The 14,706-nt window shown below is 73.2% G+C and carries 15 protein-coding genes and 1 pseudogene; 6 read left to right on the top strand and 10 right to left on the bottom strand.

Going from position 1 to position 14,706, the window contains the following annotated elements:
* Nucleotides 1–243 precede the first annotated feature (243 nt).
* Nucleotides 244–1,872: a ribosomal protection-like ABC-F family protein gene (gene abc-f / locus IE109_RS12235; protein ID WP_189550825.1), complete on the top strand. Its 1,629-nt coding sequence runs from the start codon at nucleotides 244–246 to the stop codon at nucleotides 1,870–1,872.
* Between the two features lie 24 nt (nucleotides 1,873–1,896).
* On the opposite strand, the gene IE109_RS12230 is transcribed toward abc-f, so the two are convergent.
* The 4 genes and pseudogenes from IE109_RS12230 to IE109_RS12215 all read right to left on the bottom strand — a co-directional run bounded on the left by IE109_RS12230 (nucleotide 1,897) and on the right by IE109_RS12215 (nucleotide 4,529).
* Nucleotides 1,897–2,244 carry a DUF1330 domain-containing protein gene (locus tag IE109_RS12230; RefSeq protein WP_189550824.1) on the bottom strand — a complete coding sequence of 116 codons (348 nt, stop codon included), beginning with the start codon at nucleotides 2,242–2,244 and terminating at the stop codon, nucleotides 1,897–1,899.
* A gap of 105 nt (nucleotides 2,245–2,349) precedes the next feature.
* Nucleotides 2,350–2,625: pseudogene (locus IE109_RS12225) on the bottom strand (alcohol dehydrogenase); the annotation flags it as partial.
* Nucleotides 2,626–2,706: 81 nt separating this feature from the next.
* Nucleotides 2,707–3,972, bottom strand: a complete 1,266-nt coding sequence (locus IE109_RS12220) for a L,D-transpeptidase (RefSeq protein WP_189550823.1) — start codon at nucleotides 3,970–3,972, stop codon at nucleotides 2,707–2,709.
* 215 nt (nucleotides 3,973–4,187) lie between these two features.
* Entirely contained in the window at nucleotides 4,188–4,529 is a 342-nt protein-coding gene (locus IE109_RS12215; RefSeq protein ID WP_189550822.1) for a hypothetical protein, read from the bottom strand.
* A 106-nt stretch (nucleotides 4,530–4,635) separates the two neighbouring features.
* Here IE109_RS12215 and IE109_RS12210 point away from each other — a divergent pair, with 106 nt between their 5' ends.
* On the top strand, nucleotides 4,636–4,926 hold the full coding sequence (locus tag IE109_RS12210; RefSeq protein ID WP_189550821.1) for a hypothetical protein: 291 nt from the start codon (nucleotides 4,636–4,638) through the stop codon (nucleotides 4,924–4,926).
* A 30-nt stretch (nucleotides 4,927–4,956) separates the two neighbouring features.
* On the opposite strand, the gene hutH is transcribed toward IE109_RS12210, so the two are convergent.
* The 5 genes from hutH to IE109_RS12185 all read right to left on the bottom strand — a co-directional run bounded on the left by hutH (nucleotide 4,957) and on the right by IE109_RS12185 (nucleotide 10,964).
* Nucleotides 4,957–6,498, bottom strand: a complete 1,542-nt coding sequence (gene hutH, locus IE109_RS12205; RefSeq protein WP_189550958.1) for a histidine ammonia-lyase — start codon at nucleotides 6,496–6,498, stop codon at nucleotides 4,957–4,959.
* 64 nt (nucleotides 6,499–6,562) lie between these two features.
* Nucleotides 6,563–7,774: a GGDEF domain-containing protein gene (locus IE109_RS12200; RefSeq protein ID WP_189550820.1), complete on the bottom strand. Its 1,212-nt coding sequence runs from the start codon at nucleotides 7,772–7,774 to the stop codon at nucleotides 6,563–6,565.
* A 232-nt stretch (nucleotides 7,775–8,006) separates the two neighbouring features.
* Nucleotides 8,007–8,795, bottom strand: coding sequence for an enoyl-CoA hydratase/isomerase family protein (locus tag IE109_RS12195; RefSeq protein WP_189550819.1), 789 nt, complete (start codon nucleotides 8,793–8,795; stop codon nucleotides 8,007–8,009).
* A 39-nt stretch (nucleotides 8,796–8,834) separates the two neighbouring features.
* Complete coding sequence (locus IE109_RS12190) at nucleotides 8,835–10,004, bottom strand: adenylate/guanylate cyclase domain-containing protein (protein ID WP_189550818.1); 1,170 nt, start codon at nucleotides 10,002–10,004, stop codon at nucleotides 8,835–8,837.
* A 108-nt stretch (nucleotides 10,005–10,112) separates the two neighbouring features.
* Nucleotides 10,113–10,964 carry a biotin--[acetyl-CoA-carboxylase] ligase gene (locus IE109_RS12185; RefSeq protein WP_189550817.1) on the bottom strand — a complete coding sequence of 284 codons (852 nt, stop codon included), beginning with the start codon at nucleotides 10,962–10,964 and terminating at the stop codon, nucleotides 10,113–10,115.
* Between the two features lie 109 nt (nucleotides 10,965–11,073).
* On the opposite strand from IE109_RS12185, the gene IE109_RS12180 reads away from it, so the two are divergent.
* The 4 genes from IE109_RS12180 (at nucleotide 11,074) to IE109_RS12170 (ending at nucleotide 14,174) form a co-directional block, all read left to right on the top strand.
* On the top strand, nucleotides 11,074–12,684 hold the full coding sequence (locus tag IE109_RS12180) for an acyl-CoA carboxylase subunit beta (protein ID WP_189550816.1): 1,611 nt from the start codon (nucleotides 11,074–11,076) through the stop codon (nucleotides 12,682–12,684).
* 9 nt (nucleotides 12,685–12,693) lie between these two features.
* The gene (locus IE109_RS12175; RefSeq protein WP_189550815.1) at nucleotides 12,694–12,903 is read left to right on the top strand and encodes an acyl-CoA carboxylase epsilon subunit; all 210 of its coding nucleotides are present in this window, start codon (nucleotides 12,694–12,696) and stop codon (nucleotides 12,901–12,903) included.
* 475 nt (nucleotides 12,904–13,378) lie between these two features.
* On the top strand, nucleotides 13,379–13,507 hold the full coding sequence (mmpB, locus tag IE109_RS33710) for a morphogenic membrane protein MmpB (protein ID WP_268251468.1): 129 nt from the start codon (nucleotides 13,379–13,381) through the stop codon (nucleotides 13,505–13,507).
* Between the two features lie 58 nt (nucleotides 13,508–13,565).
* Entirely contained in the window at nucleotides 13,566–14,174 is a 609-nt protein-coding gene (locus tag IE109_RS12170) for a Maf family protein (protein ID WP_189550814.1), read from the top strand.
* Nucleotides 14,175–14,186: 12 nt separating this feature from the next.
* On the opposite strand, the gene IE109_RS12165 is transcribed toward IE109_RS12170, so the two are convergent.
* Nucleotides 14,187–14,630 carry a hypothetical protein gene (locus tag IE109_RS12165; RefSeq protein ID WP_189550813.1) on the bottom strand — a complete coding sequence of 148 codons (444 nt, stop codon included), beginning with the start codon at nucleotides 14,628–14,630 and terminating at the stop codon, nucleotides 14,187–14,189.
* Nucleotides 14,631–14,706: the final 76 nt, after the last annotated feature.

Genomic DNA, 14,706 nt, shown 5'->3' with positions numbered 1-14,706 from the left:
GCTTCGCCGTCGGCCTCACGGCCGGGGCCCCGGCCTCCCGGAAGCCCCCCTCGTGGGCCGGGCCCGTCCCTGGGCGCGTGGGCACCCCGGCGGACGGGCGGTTAATCGGGTGGAACGGCGGCGGACCAGTCCCTACCATCGATCCCATGGGTGCGTACTACTTCTTTCTCTGATCCGGGCGCGGACGCGTAGGCGTCCTGTCATGCCCCGTCCTGCCCGAACCCGGACATCAGGGAAAGAACCATGCGCGATCGCGCCCACCACCCTTCTCACACCCCTTCCCAGCTCGTCGTCAAGGACGTCTCCAAGGCGTACGGCGACAGGACCGTCCTCGACGGCGTCACCTTCACCGCCCGGCCCGGCGAGCGCGTCGGGGTCATCGGGGAGAACGGCTCGGGAAAGTCCACCCTGCTGAAGCTGCTCGCGGGCACGGAAGCCCCCGACGACGGCGAGGTGACCGTCCGCTTCCCCGGCGGGGTGGCCCACCTCGCCCAGACGCTCGACCTCGACCCGGCGGCGACCGTGCGGGACGCCGTCGACGTCTCGCTCGCCGACCTGCGGGACATGGAGCGACGGCTGCGGGCGGCCGAGGCGACCCTCGGGGACGCCTCGGCCGACGAACTGGCCGCGTACGGCGAGCTGCTGAGCGCGTACGAGGAACGCGGCGGTCACCAGGCCGACGCCCGGGTCGACGCGGCCCTGCACGGGCTGGGCGTCGGTCACATCGGCCGGGCGCGGCGGCTCGGGACGCTGTCCGGCGGCGAGCGGTCACGACTGGCCCTGGCCTGCGCCCTGGCCTCGGGCGCGGAGCTGCTGCTGCTCGACGAACCGACCAACCACCTGGACCGGCAGGCGGTCGGCCGGCTGGAGCAGCGGCTGCGGGCGCACCGGGGCACGGTGCTGGCCGTGACGCACGACCGGGCGTTTCTGGAGGCGGTCGCGACGGCGATCCTGGAGGTCGACCGGGACACCCGGTCGGTGACCCGGTACGGCGACGGCTGGGCCGGCTACCGGACCGCGAAGGCCGCCGCCCGCCGCCGCTGGGAGCTGGACCACCGGACGTGGCTGGCCGACCTCGCGGACGCGGAGGCCCAGGTGGAGGCGGCCGGGCAGCGGCTCGCCGGCTCGGGCGGGGACCCGCGCGAGGGCTTCGGCAAGCACCGGCGCTCGCACGAGGCGAAGCTGTCCGGGCGGATCAGGGCCGCGCGGCAGCGGCTGGAGCGGCTGCGGCTGGAGCCGGTCGCGGCGCCGCCGGAGCCGTTGCGGTTCGCGCCCCGGCTGGTGGCATCGGGCGGGGCGGACACGGCCGTGGAGCTGAACGGCGTGGTCGTCGGCGACCGGCTGCGGGTGGCGGGGCTGACCGTGGGAGCGGGCGACCGGCTGCTGGTGACCGGCCCGAACGGTGCCGGGAAGACGACCCTGCTGCGGGTGATCGCCGGTGACCTGCGCCCCGACGCGGGCACCGTGCGCCGGGCGGTCCCGGTGGGCTACCTGCCGCAGGAGCTGCCCGCGCGCCCGTCGCGCCGCCCGCTGCTGGCGGCGTACGCGGCGGGGCGCGGCGGTGTCCCCGAGGACCACGCGGCCGAGCTGCTGGGGCTCGGGCTGTTCCGGGAGGAGGACCTGGCGGTCCCGGTGGCCGCCCTGTCGGTGGGCCAGCGGCGGCGCCTGGAGCTGGCGCGCCTGGTGACGCGTCCGGCCGGCCTCCTCGTCCTGGACGAGCCGACGAACCACGTGGCGCCCGGCCTGGTCGAGGAGCTGGAGGCGGCGCTGGAGGCGTACGAGGGGGCGGTCGTCGTGGTCTCGCACGACCGCCGCTTCCGCGGGTCCTTCACCGGCGCCCGGCTGGAGCTGCGCGCGGGCCGCCCCGCGTGACCGCCCGGCCGTGGGCGCGTCCCGTCAGGGCCGGGCCGTCCGGAGTGCCGCCGCGGTCGCCGCCGGGTCGTAGCCGGGCGCGACGCCGTCGATCAGCAGGATGTCGCCGGCCATGTGCCGGGTGCGCAGGGGGATCAGCTCCTGGTAGGCGTCGGAGTCGTACCAGTCGCGCGCGTGGTCCAGGGACGGGAAGCCGATGATCACGAGCGCGGCGTCCCAGGTCCCCTCGCGGACCTCCCTGGCCGGTGCGCCGTGCACCAGGAACCGGCCGCCGTAGGGGTCGAGGGTGGCCTGGATGCGCTCCATGTAGCTCAGGACCTCGTCGTGGGGGACGGCCGGGGGCCGGAGGTTGCCGAGGGCGTAGGCGGTCATGGGGTCCTCCTCGTGGGTTGCGGAGGACCCCATGCTCCCGGGGGAGTGCCCCGGGGGTCGATTACCCCGGAGGTCATCGAGCCCCGGAAGCCGTCGTGCCGGAGGTCAGCGGATCGTCGACGCGTCGATGCCGAAGCGGTAGCGGACGTCGCTCCTCAGCACCCGCTCGTACGCCTCGTTGATCCCGTCGGCGTCGATCAGCTCGATCTCGGCGCCCAGGCCGTGCTCGGCGCAGAAGTCCAGCATCTCCTGCGTCTCGGCGATGCCGCCGATCATCGAGCCGGCGAGGGTCTTGCGGCCGCCGATCACGGAGAAGAGGTTCAGCGAGACGGGCTCCTCCGGGGCGCCGACGTTCACCAGCGTGCCGCCGGTCCCCAGGACCGGCCCGCCGCCCGTTCTCCCGGTACGACGAAGGCGGCCCCCCTCCGAGGAGGGGGGCCGCCTTCGTCGTACCGGTGCGGATCAGACCGCGGAGCCGGCCTTCCACTCCGTCCAGCTCATGTTCCAGCCGTTGAGGCCGTTGTCCGGGGCGATGGTCTTGTCCTTGGAGTTCTTGACGACGACCACGTCACCGACGATCGAGTTGTCGAAGAACCACGCGCCCGGCTGGCTCGGGTCGTCCGCGCCCTTGGCGTCGTTCAGGCCCACGCAGCCGTGGCTGGTGTTGACGTTGCCGAAGATGGAGTCGGAACCCCAGTAGTTGCCGTGGATGAAGGTGCCGGACGTGGACAGCCGCATGGCGTGCGGCACGTCCTTGATGTCGTACTCGCCCTTGCCGTCCTTCTTGGTGAAGCCGACCGTCGAGCCGTCCATCCGGGTCTCCTTGAACTTCTCGGAGATGACCATCCGGCCGTTGTACGTCGGGTTCTCGGGCGCGCCGGCGGAGATCGGGATGGTCTTGATCGTCTTGCCGTCCTGGGTGACCGTCATCGTCTTCGCGGCGGCGTCGACGGTGGAGACCTGGTTGCGGCCGATGGTGAAGGTGACGGTCTTCTGCTGGACGCCGAAGACGCCGTCGGAGCCCTCGACGCCGTCGAGGTCGAGCTTCAGCGTGACCTTGGAGCCCTCGGCCCAGTAGTTCTCGGGGCGGAAGTCCAGGCGCTGGGAGTTGAACCAGTGGCCGACGACTTCCTGGCCGCTGCTGGACGACACGGTGATGCCGGACTGGACGGCCTTCTTGTCCGTGATCGGCTTGTTGAAGTTGATGGAGACGGGCATGCCGACGCCGACCGTGGAGCCTCCGTCGGGGGTGTAGTTCCCGATGAAGCTGTTCTCCTTCGACACGGTGGTGAACGACGAGTTCTCGTGGGCCTCCCGGCCCTCGGAGTCCTTCGCCGACACGGCGATCTTGTAGGTGGTGGCCCGCTCCAGCTGCTCGGTGGGCTTCCAGCTCGTGCCGTCGGCGGCCATCTCGCCCTTGACGGTGCTGCCGTCCGGCGCGGTCATGGTCACCTGCGTGAGCGTGCCCTCGCTGACGGTCACCTTGGCGTCGTCGTTGATGCCGGCGTTCTGCGCGCCGTTCTTCGGAGTGATCGCTATTCGGGCCTGCGAGGCGTCCTTCGCCGCCGCCGCGTCGACCTGGGACTGTGACGTCTTCGAGCCGTCGGAGGCGTCGGCCTTCTCCTCACCGCCGCCGCAGCCGGTGAGCACCAGAACGCCGCCGAGCAGTGCGGACGCGGCCGTCAGGCTCCTGCGCCGCTTGCTGTCCGTCATCACACGCTTCTCCATCGTCGCCGAATCCCTGCCAACTGTCTCAACAACACCCATAACAACCCGTCCGGTTCCCCATCAGGGAGACATGTGGGGAACACCACTGATCGACGCAGCCGGGGTTCCGCCGGTTCCCGGCCCCGCCGGGGTACGGGGACGCGCGGGAACCGGGCCCGGGACGCCGCCCGGGGGGGGCGGCGGACCGGGTCCCGGAACGTGTCGAGGCTCACACGCTACGGCCGTACGTCGTCGAGGTGGTCCTCATCATCCTCCTCGTCCAGGTCCCACATCTCCGCGTCGGGGTCGTGCTCGACCTGCTCGCTGGTCCACGACGCCCGGGCGAGCTCGACGCCCGGCACCCGGCCGATCAGGTCGACCGGCTCGACGAGGTATGCGAGAGCTTCCGCTTCGTCTTCTCGTACCGCGGACCGGGCGTGCGTACGCTCCTCGTCCGGCATGAATTCGTCGGCCTCCACGCGCTCCAGCGCGGCTGCGGCGAGTTGGTCGGTGTCCGTCACTTCCAGCAGCAGTTCCACCCGAAGGCGCACATACCGTGATGTCTCAGCAGGGCTCATATGACGGAGCGTAAGCCGCCGGGAGCCACGACTTTCCTACGACCCGCTGTGTTCATTAGCATCGGCGCACCAGCCAATTCTCGGTTCCGCAAGGGGATCTGAATCTGTGTCCGTCGCACGTCGACCGCTGCTGACCGCCACCGCCGCCGGGACCCTGCTCGGCGCGCTGTGGTTCGTCCCTTCGGCCAACGCCACCGTTGAACGGCCACCCGCGGAACGGCACGAGACGAGAGCGTCCGCGGTCGTGTCCCCCGCCGGGGCGTCCGGCGAACTCGCGCTCGCCGACACCGGGAGCGTGGACACCACCCCGTACCTCCTCGCCGGCACCGCGTTCCTGGGCGTCGGCACCGGACTGGTGGCCTTCGCCGTACGACGCGGGGCGCACACCGTCCTGTGACGGTGCGCGCCCCGCGCGTGGACGTCCGGGTCAGGCCAGCGGGCCGGTGACCTTCTCCACGGCCTCGACGAGCCCGCCCTCGCGCACGAAGGCGTCGGCGGCCTCCAGGTCGGGGGCGAGGAAGCGATCCGGCCCGGGGCCCCGCACACCGGCCGCGCGCAGCGCCTCGATGGCGGCGCGGGAGGCGGGCGCCGGGGTGAGACCCTCGCGCAGCTCGATGGCCCGGGTCGCGGCGTACAGCTCGACGGCGATGATCCGGCCGAGGTTGCCGACGGCGGTGCGCAGCTTGCGCGCGGCCGACCAGCCCATGGAGACGTGGTCCTCCTGCATGGCGGAGGACGGGATGGAGTCGGCGGAGGCCGGGACGGCGAGTCGCTTCAGCTCGCTGACCAGGGCGGCCTGCGTGTACTGGGCGATCATCAGGCCGGAGTCGACGCCCGCGTCGTCGGCGAGGAACGGCGGCAGGCCGTGGGAGCGGTTCTTGTCCAGCAGCCGGTCGGTGCGGCGCTCGGCGATGGAGCCGAGGTCGGCGGCGGCGATGGCGAGGAAGTCCAGCACGTAGGCGACGGGCGCGCCGTGGAAGTTGCCGTTGGACTCGACGCGGCCGTCGGGCAGGACGACCGGGTTGTCCACGGCGGAGGCGAGCTCCCGCTCGGCGACGAGCCGGGCGTGCGCCAGGGTGTCGCGGCCCGCGCCGGCGACCTGGGGGGCGCAGCGCACCGAGTAGGCGTCCTGGACGCGCGGGGCCTCGTCCTGCTGGAAGTGGCCGGTGAGCCCGGAGCCGCGGAGCACGGCGAGCATGTTGGCGGCGGCGGCGCCCTGGCCGGGGTGCGGGCGGATGGCGTGCAGCTCGGGCGCGAGGACCTTCTGCGTGCCGAGGAGCGCCTCCAGCGACAGGGCGGCGGTGATGTCGGCGGACTTGTAGAGCCTGTCCAGGTCGGCCAGGGCCATGATCAGCATGCCGAGCATGCCGTCGGTGCCGTTGAGGAGGGCCAGGCCCTCCTTCTCGCGCAGCTCCACGGGCTCGATGCCGTGCTCGGCGAGGAGTTCCCCGGCGGGGCGGACACGGCCGTCGGGGCCTTCGGCGTCGCCTTCGCCCATCAGGGTGAGCGCGCAGTGGCTGAGGGGCGCGAGGTCACCGGAGCAGCCGAGGGAGCCGTACTCGTGGACGACCGGGGTGATCCCGGCGTTGAGCACGTCCGCCATGGTCTGCGCGACCTGGGGCCGGACGCCGGTGCGCCCGGAGCAGACGGTCTTCAGCCGCAGGAACATCAGGGCCCGTACGACCTCGCGCTCCACGGGTGCGCCCATGCCGGCGGCGTGCGAGCGCACGATGTTGCGCTGGAGCTGGGCCCGCAGCTCGGGGCTGATGTGGCGGGTGGCGAGCGCCCCGAAACCGGTGGACACGCCGTAGACGGGCTCGGGCCTGGCGGCGAGGGCGTCGACGATCTCGCGGGCCTTGGCGAGCGCGGCGAGCGCCTCCGGGGAGAGCTCGACACGGGCGTTGCCGCGGGCCACGGCGATGACGTCCTGGGCGGTGGTACCGGACGTCCCCACCACGACTGTGTGCATATCCATATTCAGCAGCGTACGGACTGAATCCCAACGTGTCACTACCCCGCCGGCCCCGGGCCCCTTACCCGCCCGGGTCCGCGTCGCCCGGGACGTCGGGCGGCGCCGGGAGTACGGCGGGCGTGGCCGGGTCCGGGCGGGCGTCGCGGAAGCTGCGGCGGTCACGCGAGGGGCCGGGCGGGTGGTCCGCCAGGGCGATCACCGTGCCGTCGCGGCCGGCCACCACCGGCTTGGGGGACCGGGCCGCCTTCGCGCGGTACTGCGCCGCGTCCGCCAGCCGGAACAGCCGCCGGGCCGACGGCACCGGCCCGATCGGGTCACCGGTCGACGCCACCCCGCACGCCACGCCCTCGCCCAGCTCCAGGTCACCGGCGCGCACGCACAGCTCGTCCGCCGCGGCCACGACCTCGTCCGCCTCCGGCCCCACCGACACCAGGCAGAACTCGTCGCCGCCCAGCCGCGCCGCCAGCGCGCCCGGCAGCATCGCACCGCAGTACGACAGGACCGAACCGAACCGCTCCAGCAGCCGGTCCCCCACCGCGTGCCCGTGGGTGTCGTTGACCCGCTTGAGGCCGTTGAGGTCGCACACCACCAGACTGACCACCGTCCCGTCCGCGAGGGAGCGCTCCACCGCCTCGTCCAGCCGCATGTCCACCGCCCGCCGGTTGGCGAGCCCGGTCAGCGGATCGGTGAAGGCCAGCCGGCGGACCTCCTCCAGCCGTTCGGTCTGCGCGATCCCGGCCGCGACCACCGACGCGAGGACGGTCGCGAAATCCGCGTCATGGCGGTCGAACACCGGCACACCGACCGGCCGCGCCACGTACAGCTCGCCCCACGCCCGGCCGTGCATCACTATCGGCGCGACGACGCAGCAGCCCCGGCCCCGCCGCCGCAGCGCCGCGACCCGGCCGCGCGGCGCCGCGTGACCCGGCCCCCCGGGCGCCGGCTCCGGCTCGCCGGCGGTCTCCACCCAGGCGTTCGGCTCCCCGCCGCCCGCCCACCGCTCGTGCAGGAACTCGGTGATCTCGCAGAACTGGTGAACCGGGTACGTCTCGGAGTCGGGGAACTCCTCCTCGCCCGGTGCCCGCGCGCCCGCGTTCACCAGCACCTTGAGCCGGCCCAGGTCGCGCTCCCACATCGAGAGCGCGGCGAACGACCCGCCGAGCGCGTCCCGCGCGCCCAGCGCGGCCGCCCGCCAGGTCTCGCGCGGAGTGTGCGCCGACGCCATGGCCTGCGCGAGCGCCACTACAGCGCGTAGCCGGACATCCTCACCCATTCCTCAAGCTTAGGGAGCATCGTCGACTTTTCACTCGCCGGGGCACACCGGCCCCTCCGGCCACGTCCGCGGCACCCGGCCCCTCCGGCCACTCCCGCGGCCCGCGGCCCTCGGACCGCGACCGCCATCCGCGCCTGCCCCGCCGCCGCGCCAGGCCCGCCACGCGCAGCGCACCCGCCTCGCGAACCGCGCGGCGTCGCGCCCGCCGCGCCGCGTCCGCGGGGCGGCTCGGCTACTGCCCCGGCCACTCCGGCTCGCGCTTCTCGTTGAACGCCGCCACCCCCTCGGCGCGGTCGCCCGAGAAGGCCACCGACCGCCACGCGGCGTCCTCCACCTCCAGGCCGGCCCGCAGGTCCAGCCCGTGACCCAGCCGCATGGCCCGCTTGGCGGCCCGCAACCCGACCGGCGAGTTCGCGGCGATCCGCGCGGCCAGCTCCAGCGCGCCCTCCCGGGCGTCGTCCACGAGCCGGTCGACCAGCCCCAGCGACTCCGCCTCGGCCGCCTCCACACGGCGCGCGGTGAACACCAGCTCCGCCGCGCGCGCGGCCCCCACGCGGCGCGGCAGCAGCTGCGTACCGCCGCCGCCGGGAATCACACCCACCGACACCTCCGGCAGCCCGACGACCGCCGTCGCGTCCGCCACGATCAGGTCGCAGGCGAGCGCCAGCTCGAACCCGCCGCCCAGCGCGAAGCCGTGCACGGCGGCGACCGTCGGCATCGGCAGCTCCAGCACCCCGGTGTAGGCGCCCCGCGCGACCGGCCGCTGGCGCACCAGCTCGGCGTCGGTGAAGGAGTTGCGCTCCTTGAGGTCGGCGCCCACGCAGAACGCCTTGTCGTGGGAGGACGTCAGCACCGTCACCCGCACCGACGGATCGGCGGCCAGCGCCTCACAGGCCGCGCCGATGGAGCGGGCCATCTCCGTCGAGACGGCGTTCATGGCCTTGGGCCGGTCGAGGACCAGCTCCGCCACGTACCCATGACGACGTACGGCGACGAATTCCCCGAAGCGCTGCTCGGACATGCGTGACACACCCTCCCGGTTAACGAACGTTAGCGACCGCTATCCGGGGATCCTAGGCTCCCGTCTCGTCAGCAGCCAGGGTTCGATCACACCGAGCCCGCGCACCGGCCGCTGCCACATGGGCTGGAGGGCGAAGCGGTACTTCGACAGGACGGGCGGCGCCTCGCCCTCCTTCTCCGCGCGCGCCGCCTCCTCGGCGAGCTGGGCCTCCGACACCGGGGCCTCGCCCGTGCGCGCCAGCTCCTCGGCGAACGCCCCGTCCACCAGGACCGCGTCCTTGGGCGCTATCGAGGTGAGCCGGCTCGCCAGGTTCACCGTGGTGCCGAAGACGTCGCCCATCCGGGTCGTGACCGTGCCGAAGGCGATGCCGACGCGCAGCGCGGGCATCGTCTCGTCGTGGGTGAGCGTCTCGATCAGCCGCAGCGCGATCTCGGCCGCCGTGCCGGCGTCGTCCGCCGCGTAGAGCACCTCGTCGCCCAGCGTCTTGATCAGCCGCCCGCCGTGCGCGGCGACCAGGTCGGCGGAGGTGGTCTCGAACGCCTCGACCAGCTCGCCCAGCTCCTCCTCCTCCAGGCGCCGGGTGAGCCGGGTGAAGCCGACGAGGTCCGCGAAGCCGACCGCCAGACGCCGGTCCACCATCTCCTCGTCGTCGGCGGCCTGCACCACGCGCCCGGTCGCCGCGGCGAGCTGCCGCCGCCACACGTACACCAGGAACTCCTGGAGCTCCGGCAGCAACAGCTCCACCAGGGGATACGTCACTTCGGTGCGGGTCATCCCGGGCTCGGGCGGCTCGGTGAGGCCCTCCAGGAAGGAATCGATCTGCCATTCGGCCAGGCGGGCGGTGGTCTGGCCGGTGGACCGGGCCACCTGGACCGCCATCGGCTCGCTCAGCAGGCCCGCCTCGACCAGACCGGCCAGCCGCCGCAGCGCCAGTACGTCCGCCTCCGTCAGGGCCTTGGCCTGCCCGATGTCGGCGAAGCCCATGGCCCGCCAGAACCGGGAGGCCAGGTCCATGGACACGCCGGCGGTGCGGGCCGCCTGGAAGGGGGTGTAGCGCCGCTCGGCGCCGAGGATCAGCTGCTCCAGCCTGATCGCCAGGGGGTCGTCGGTCGGCTCCGCCGTGTGGTCGACGACATGGTGGGGGGTGGGGTACTCCGCCCCGCTCGGCCCGGACCCGGACCCGCCCGAGTTCGCGTCGTCGACGGTCACCGGCCGCCTCCTGCCCGTTCCCTGCGCACTGTCCTGCCGATCTGTAGCTGGATCGTCGTCCACGATACGGCAGGTGTGCCCTGGCTCACGTCCCCACGGCCCAGCGCGTCAGTCCACCGGGCGCAGATGCACCACGTCGCCCGCGCCCACGGGCTCCCTCTCCCCGCCGGGCGGCGCCACCACCAGCCGGCCGTCCCCGTCGATGGCGACCGCCTCACCGGTGAGCGTGCGGTCGCCGGGCAGTTCCGCGCGGACGGTACGGCCGAGGGTCGCGCAGCCCGCCGCGTACGCCTCCTGGAGTCCGGACGCCGCCGGGTCGCCGCCGGCCGCGGTCCAGCGGCCGTACCACTTCTCCAGGGAGCGCAGGACGGCGCGCAGCAGCGGGTCGCGGTCGGTGGAGATCGCGTCGGCGAGCAGGAGGGAGCCGGCGGTGGGGACGGGCAGCTCCTCCTCGTGGAGCGTGACGTTGAGGCCCAGTCCCACCACGACGCCGTCGTCGCCGGCGCGCTCGGCGAGGATGCCGCCGGTCTTCCGCTCCTCTCCCCCGACCTTCACCATCAGGTCGTTGGGCCACTTCAGCGCCATGTCGACACCGGCGGCCCGCGCCAGGCCGGTGGCGGCGGCGACGCCGGTGAGCAGCGGCAGCCAGGCCAGGCGGGCGACGGGGACGTCCGGCTTGAGCAGGACGGAGAAGAACAGGCCGGAGCGGGCGGGCGCGGACCAGACGCGGTCCAGCCGCCCCCGCCCGGCCGTCTGCTCCTCGGCGACCAGCACGGCGCCCTCGGGAAGGGCGGCGGCGCGGGCGGAGAGGTCGGAGTTGGTGGAGCCGGTGGCGGGCACGATGTCGAGGGAGGTCCACAGGCCGCCGGGGCGCAGGAGGGCGCGGCGCAGGGAGGGGGCGTTCAGGGGCGGTCGTTCGAGGTCCGACCAGGGGCTCCCTGGACCAAGTGAGGGCGTCATGCAAGCCAGCGTAGGTGTGGTAAACACCGCACTGCCGAACGGTATCGCCGCCGATACGCTACGGGTCAGTAGCCAACGAACCCGTGACCAGGCAGGGAGCGCCATCCCGATGTCCGAGCCGGCCCAGCCCCAAGAGCCCCAGAAGATCGACATCCATACGACCGCGGGCAAGCTCGCGGATCTGCAGCGCCGTATCGACGAGGCGACGCACGCGGGCTCCGAGCGCGCCGTCGAGAAGCAGCACGCGAAGGGCAAGTTGACGGCACGGGAGCGGATCGCCCTGTTGCTGGACGAGGACTCCTTCGTCGAGCTGGACGAGTTCGCCCGGCACCGCTCGACCAGCTTCGGGCTGGAGAGGAACCGCCCGTACGGAGACGGTGTCGTCACCGGGTACGGAACGGTCGACGGCCGCCCCGTCGCGGTGTTCTCGCAGGACTTCACGGTCTTCGGCGGCGCTCTCGGCGAGGTGTTCGGACAGAAGATCATCAAGGTGATGGACTTCGCCCTGAAGACCGGCTGCCCGGTCGTCGGGATCAACGACTCCGGCGGCGCCCGCATCCAGGAGGGCGTCATGGCCCTCGGCATGTACGGCGAGATCTTCCGCCGCAACACCCATGCCTCGGGGGTGATCCCGCAGATCAGCCTGGTGGTGGGGCCGTGCGCCGGAGGCGCCGTCTACTCCCCCGCCATCACGGACTTCACGGTGATGGTCGACCAGACCTCGCACATGTTCATCACCGGCCCCGACGTCATCAAGACGGTGACGGGCGAGGACGTCGGCTTCGAGGAGCTGGGCGGCGCCCGGACGCACAACACCACCTCCGGCGTGGCGCACCACATGGCCGGTGACGAGAAGGACGCCATCGAGTACGTCAAGTCCCTGCTGTCGTACCTGCCGTCGAACAACCTCTCCGAGGCGCCCGCCTTCCCGGAGGTCGCGGACCTGGAGCCGAGCGACGAGGACCGCGAGCTGGACGTCCTCATCCCGGACTCGGCGAACCAGCCGTACGACATGCACACCGTCATCGAGCACGTGCTGGACGACGGCGAGTTCCTGGAGACCCAGGGCATGTTCGCGCCGAACATCCTCACCGGCTTCGGGCGGGTCGAGGGCTACCCGGTCGGTGTCGTCGCCAACCAGCCGATGCAGTTCGCGGGCTGCCTGGACATCGACGCCTCCGAGAAGGCGGCCCGCTTCGTCCGCACCTGCGACGCGTTCAACATCCCGGTGCTCACCTTCGTGGACGTGCCGGGCTTCCTGCCGGGCGTCGGCCAGGAGCACGAGGGCATCATCCGGCGCGGCGCCAAGCTGATCTACGCGTACGCCGAGGCGACCGTCCCGCTGATCACCGTGATCACGCGCAAGGCGTTCGGCGGCGCGTACGACGTCATGGGCTCCAAGCACCTGGGCGCGGACCTCAACATGGCGTGGCCGACCGCGCAGATCGCCGTGATGGGCGCGCAGGGAGCGGTGAACATCCTGCACCGCCGCACCATCGAAGAGGCGAAGGACGAGGACGAGGCCGCGGCGACCCGCGCGCGGCTGATCCAGGAGTACGAGGACGCGCTGCTCAACCCGTACACGGCGGCCGAGCGCGGCTACATCGACGCGGTGATCATGCCGTCCGAGACCCGGGCCCAGATCGTCAAGGGCCTGCGTCAGCTGCGTACGAAGCGGGAAAACCTGCCTCCGAAGAAGCACGGCAACATCCCTCTCTAAGGAGCCCCCATGATCAAGGTTCTGCGGGGCAATCCGACCCCGGAGGAGCTGGCCGCCGCCCTCGCGGTGGTCCGGGCGCGCGCCGCCGCGTCCGCCTCGGCGGCCTCGGACGGCGCCGAGCGCGTCCCCGAGGGCTGGTCCGACCCGGCGAGGATCGCCCACACGCACCGCCCCCACCCGGGCCCGCGGTCCTGGGCGCGCTCCTACTGGCCGGCCTAGGGCGTGTCCTTCCCGCCGGGCGACGCGAGCCCGGCGAGAGGTGAGGGCACGCGCCGGAGCACCGGTACGACGGACGACGGCCTCCGCCGTGACGCGATGTCCCGCGTCTTCCCCGGCCGGAGGCCGTCGTCGTACGCACGGGCGGCGTCCGGCGCCGGTCGGTCCGGCGACGGCGCCGCGCCGAGCGGGCCGTCGCGGCGCGCGCGGCCGGCCGGGGCCCGGGCCCTCGCCGCCCCGGACCAGGGCGCGTCTTTCGGATCTCGCCGGGCTCGCGTGCCCCGGCACGCGCGTCCGCGGCGTTGTCGTCGGTCGCCCATGCTCCGCAGTGGCTCCCTCCTCCGCCTCGCATCCGCACGCACCGGACCCCGCTCCCCGATCCGGCCCGATCCACAAGACACGGCCTAGTCCCGAAGCACCCCTGCGCCTGAGTACGCGTACTCAGGCGCCGGACGGACGGGGCCCGCAGGATCGAGGAATGCTGTGGTCCGATCCCGAGAACGAGCCCCCCGAGGAGATGCGCGACATGCAGGCGATGCTGCGCCGCGCGGGGATCGTGCTGGCCCTCGCGATGGTGCTGGCGATGTTCGCGGTGGGCCTGCACTGACCCGCCCCGGCCGGGCGAAGGCCCCGGCCACCGGGGCGCCTTCCGTACGATGGCGCCCATGACTGCCGCTCAGCGCCGCCGCCTCGTCCTGGCCTCCCAGTCCCCCGCCCGCCTCGGTCTGCTGCGCCAGGCCGGACTCGCCCCCGAGGTGATCGTCAGCGGGGTCGACGAGGACAGATTCACCGCCCCCACCCCGGCCGAGCTGGCCCTCGCCCTCGCCGAGGCCAAGGCCGCCCACGTGGCCGCCAGGCCCGAGGCGAGCGGCGCGCTGGTGATCGGCTGCGACTCGGTGCTGGAACTGGACAAGCAGGCCCTCGGCAAGCCCGCGGACGCCGAGGAGGCCACCGCGCGCTGGAAGGCGATGCGCGGGCGCGCCGGCATCCTCCAGACCGGCCACTGCGTCTACGACACCACCGCCAAGCGGTACGCCTCCGCGACCGCCTCCACCCTGGTCCGCTTCGGCGACCCGACGGACGAGGAGATCGCGGCGTACGTCGCCAGCGGTGAACCCCTCCACGTGGCGGGCGCCTTCACGCTGGACGGCCGCTCCGCCCCGTTCATCGAAGGCATCGACGGCGACCCGGGCAATGTGATCGGCCTGTCGCTACCGCTGCTGCGCCGCCTGCTCGGCGAACTGGGCGTCGCGATCACCGACCTGTGGGACTGACCCGCCGCCCCCTCACGCCGCCGCCACGCCGCCCCGCCCCGCGGGCGGCGCCGGCTCCGGGGACTCCGGCGCGTACAGCACCAGCGACGCGACGATCAGGCCCAGCACGACCATCATGTAAGCGAACGCCGCCCAGCCGACCAGCCCCACCGTCAGCGCGCCCAGCACGCCGTGCGTGATCGCGCAGGAGATCAGCAGGAGACGCACGGCCCGCCCCGGCGGGCGGTCACGCACCCCCAGGAGCACCAGCAGCACCCCGCAGAGCGCCACATAGGCGCCCAGGACCGCGCCCATGACCCAGGTGGCGGTGACCATCAGGTCCGGGTCCAGTCCATCCAGCGACATCCGCTGACCGGCAAGGAGCTTCGCCAGCACGATGTGCAACAGCACCAGCCCCACCGCCTCCAGGACCAGCACGATCCCGGCCGCCAGAGCTGTCGGTCTGCGGGCCACCATGGGCGCTCCCCTGCCTGTTACCTGCCGCGACGAGTCGGTACGGACGACAGCGCGCAGGCTACTGACTGGTAAACCT

The organism is Streptomyces lavendofoliae (assembly GCF_014649735.1).
GTDB lineage: Bacteria > Actinomycetota > Actinomycetes > Streptomycetales > Streptomycetaceae > Streptomyces > Streptomyces lavendofoliae.
The sequence above is the reverse complement of the archived record's forward strand: the minus strand, read 5'-3'. Positions and strand labels throughout refer to the sequence as shown.